Source organism: Bacillota bacterium (assembly GCA_012837285.1).
GTDB lineage: Bacteria > Bacillota > DTU030 > DUMP01 > DUMP01 > DUNI01.
On sequence record DURJ01000046.1, the window covers coordinates 1 to 3061 of the forward strand.

4 protein-coding genes and 1 pseudogene are annotated in these 3061 nt (G+C 49.2%); 4 read left to right on the forward strand and 1 reads right to left on the reverse strand.

Annotated elements, in window-relative coordinates:
* The 4 genes from GX016_02710 to GX016_02725 all read left to right on the forward strand — a co-directional run.
* On the forward strand, positions 1-632 hold a 632-nt coding region (locus GX016_02710; protein ID HHT70476.1), incomplete at its 5' end, for a hypothetical protein.
* Positions 623-1075 (forward strand): hypothetical protein, encoded by a 453-nt coding sequence (locus GX016_02715; GenBank protein ID HHT70477.1) that lies wholly within the window; start codon positions 623-625, stop codon positions 1073-1075. The genes GX016_02710 and GX016_02715, both read left to right, overlap by 10 nt.
* A gap of 122 nt (positions 1076-1197) precedes the next feature.
* On the forward strand, positions 1198-1470 hold the full coding sequence (locus GX016_02720) for a hypothetical protein (GenBank protein HHT70478.1): 273 nt from the start codon (positions 1198-1200) through the stop codon (positions 1468-1470).
* A gap of 40 nt (positions 1471-1510) precedes the next feature.
* On the forward strand, positions 1511-2173 hold the full coding sequence (locus GX016_02725; protein ID HHT70479.1) for a CPBP family intramembrane metalloprotease: 663 nt from the start codon (positions 1511-1513) through the stop codon (positions 2171-2173).
* Positions 2174-2336: 163 nt separating this feature from the next.
* On the opposite strand, the pseudogene GX016_02730 reads toward GX016_02725, so the two are convergent.
* Positions 2337-2921, reverse strand: a pseudogene (locus GX016_02730) (hypothetical protein).
* Positions 2922-3061 lie beyond the last annotated feature (140 nt).

Genomic DNA, 3061 nt, shown 5'->3' on the forward strand with positions numbered 1-3061 from the left:
AGGGCACCATCTCAGACTGCTATTCCACCGGCACTGTTACCGGCGCAATAAGAACCGGCGGCCTCGTGGGCCGGAATTGGGGCACCATCACCAATAGTCTCTTCACTGGCGACGTTAACGGCAAACTTAGCACCGGCGGCTTAGTGGGTGCAAACCACTGCGTTGTCACCGACAGCTACTTTGCTGGTACCGTCACCGGCGAACGGAACACCGGCGGGCTGGTGGGTCTGGACAGCGGTGGCGACACCCAAATTACAGACTGTTACTCCACTGGCAGCGTCATTGGCATAAAGGGCACCGGGGGTCTGGTGGGCTCAAGCGACGGCTCTATTACTGGCAGCTATTTTAGCGGCACTGTGGCTGGCAGAGAGGGCACCGGCGGTCTAGTGGGCGCAAACGAAGGCTCCATAGCCGACAGCTTCTGCACCGGTGCGTCACCGGCGGACAGAGCACTGGCGGTCTGGTGGGTTTTAACTGCAGATCCATCGCCAACAGCTATTCAACGGGTGTTGTTACCGGCAACAGCCTGCAAACCGGCGGCCTGGTGGGTTCAAACTTTGGTTCCATCTCCACCAGCTACTCTGCCGGCACTGTCAGCGGTGAAAATGAGACTGGCGGCCTGGTGGGCTTAAACAGCGGCATCGATGCTAGAATCGAAAATAGCTACGCCACCGGGGACGTAGCTGGCGGACTTAACACCGGCGGCTTAGCGGGTTATAACTGGAGCAGTACTGTCACCAACTGTTACTCCATCGGCACCGTCAGCGGCGACGAGAGCACCGGCGGTCTGGTGGGTCTAAATAAAGGCTGGAAAGATCCAGGCACAGGCATGATCCACTACGCCAGTGTAACCGACTGCTACTACCTTGAAACCGCTAGCGCACAAGCCATTGGGACCCAAGAGTATTACAGTTCTATAAGTGATGAAGCTTTGATAAAACAATCGTCTGCCAACCTGAAAAAACAATCCACGTTTAGGAATTGGGATTTTGCCACCGTCTGGTCTATCCACAAAACCAAATCCTATCCTTATCTACTTGATAACGAACAGGCTCCCTATCCAGGGACCGACTAAGATAAAAGGGAAAACAAAGCAGGCTGCAAGCTCTTCAAGGAAATCCGAAAGACCTAGGGAAGTGTCTCCAAGCAATTCCACCGCGATCAAGTCAGGTGCGGTATACTCTACAGAAGAAATGAATGAATACCCAATCACCCTCCCGGAGGTTTTCCGCCGGCGCCAGAGAAGAAGAAGCGTACTCGATCTTAGATAAGATGCTTGCCTACAATACCGAGGACATCAAGCCCAGTCTTGTCATCTATGAATGGTTGGAAGAAGTGGTTCATGAGATTTCCAGCGGCAGTCCGAAAAAGATGGGCAAACGGGTGGTCAGGAGGGTTGCCGGCAGGACCACGGGAAGAGCCTTACGCAAACTGTCTAAGCAATTTGTCTGCAACTATGTGCTAAAATAAAAGTCGATTGTATCTGTTAGAAAGAAGGTAAAGTACAGCGGTGTTTATAATTGCTGCATCAACTCTCTCCTGTGCGTTGCTTTACTGGATCGAGCAAGGAATTGGTGTAAGCTATCTACTTAAAACAGCATTTAAGCTGCTGCTTCTTATCTCGGTCCCGATTATTTACGAGCGTTTTGTCAAGAAGGAGAAGGCAGAGATCCTCAACTTCAAGAATTGGAGACATACTTCAGTTTGGCCCGGCTTGATTTTTGGAGTTGTCTTTGCGTTGGTTCTCTTGCTGGCCTACTTTTTGGTCGGACCTCAGATTGAGTTACCCCGGATTGCGGTGGAACTGGAGAATAAGTTAAAAATAAATCCGGCCAATTTCCTTTTCGTAGGGCTCTACATTACCTTAGGCAATTCTTTTATTGAGGAATTCTTCTTTCGAGGCTTTATTTTTCTTACTCTCCTTGAGTCCGGAAGGCCAAAGACGGCTTACTTGCTCTCCTCTTGTTTGTTTGCAATCTATCACGTTGCCATTTTTAGGAATTGGTTTTCTCCACCCATTTTCTTGTTAGCTCTCTTTGGTCTCATCGTTGTGGGCCTTCTCTTTAGTTGGATGGATGCCAGACATCATAACTTTGTAAACTCCTGGATTGCCCATGCTTTAGCCGACAGCGTTATTATAATTATTGGGATGCACATGTTTGGCATGATCTGAGCACATGGGTACATTGAAGGTTTTGTGCATATATATGGAGAAACTATATGGGCTTGGCTATGGTTAACGCGTGGTAACATGAAGTTTAAACGTGGTAATTGAAAAGGCAGATATTAGTGGTAATTGCAGAGGACAAATGCTCGGCTTATACAAGGTGAACTTTTTAGTACGGAGAATTGATGGAACTTTTATTAGCCGCAAACAAACGCTGCCCTGGAGAGATAGCTTTTCCAGGGCAGCGTTTTCCTGTATTTGGTGTGCTCCTTCTTATTATGGTTTCTTCCCAAAGGGCAGTCCTCGCAATTCTAGCAAAATCCGTCTGCTTCCATGGACCAACTCTGAAATAGGCCCGGTCGCGCTGTTGTTCCACAAGTGTATTCCATGTCTCACGGCGCAAGGGATAAACCAATGTTGCTGTGATCTCTTCAGCATCGTAAAGGGCGGCATAGGCTAATACCTGATGAACATCTGCCCGATGGGCGGCGCGTGCTTCTTCTGTAAAACGGTGCCAACCGGCGCGATCGAGTTCGGCTAAGTGGAATTTGTATTTGGCGTCTACTATGTGAATGGAACGTCCACGACGCACAATGATATCTGGGGCTAGGTGGCCAAGGGAACGATGTATGGGGTCGAACCAAGGTATAGGAATAGTGGTTTCGCTCAAGCGAGCTACCTTTACTTCACCGCCTCTTAGAGCTGCCTCACGACGGATAACCCCTTCAACGTATGCTTCCCATAGTTGGCTTAGTGAAAGTGACCCCCTTTTCCTTGCCTATTATGGCTGCGATTGGACAAAAAAGGCTCCTGGAAGTTCACTGGCATTTCCAGGAGCAAGTATAAGACAAGCTTATCTGGTGGCGGAATCACATAACAGGCGGGAAATTTAGG

Excerpts from the sequence above, each read along its gene's own strand:
- GX016_02720 (HHT70478.1), top strand. The coding sequence starts at position 1,198 with ATGAATACCCAATCACCCTCCCGGAGGTTTTCCGCCGGCGCCAGAGAA.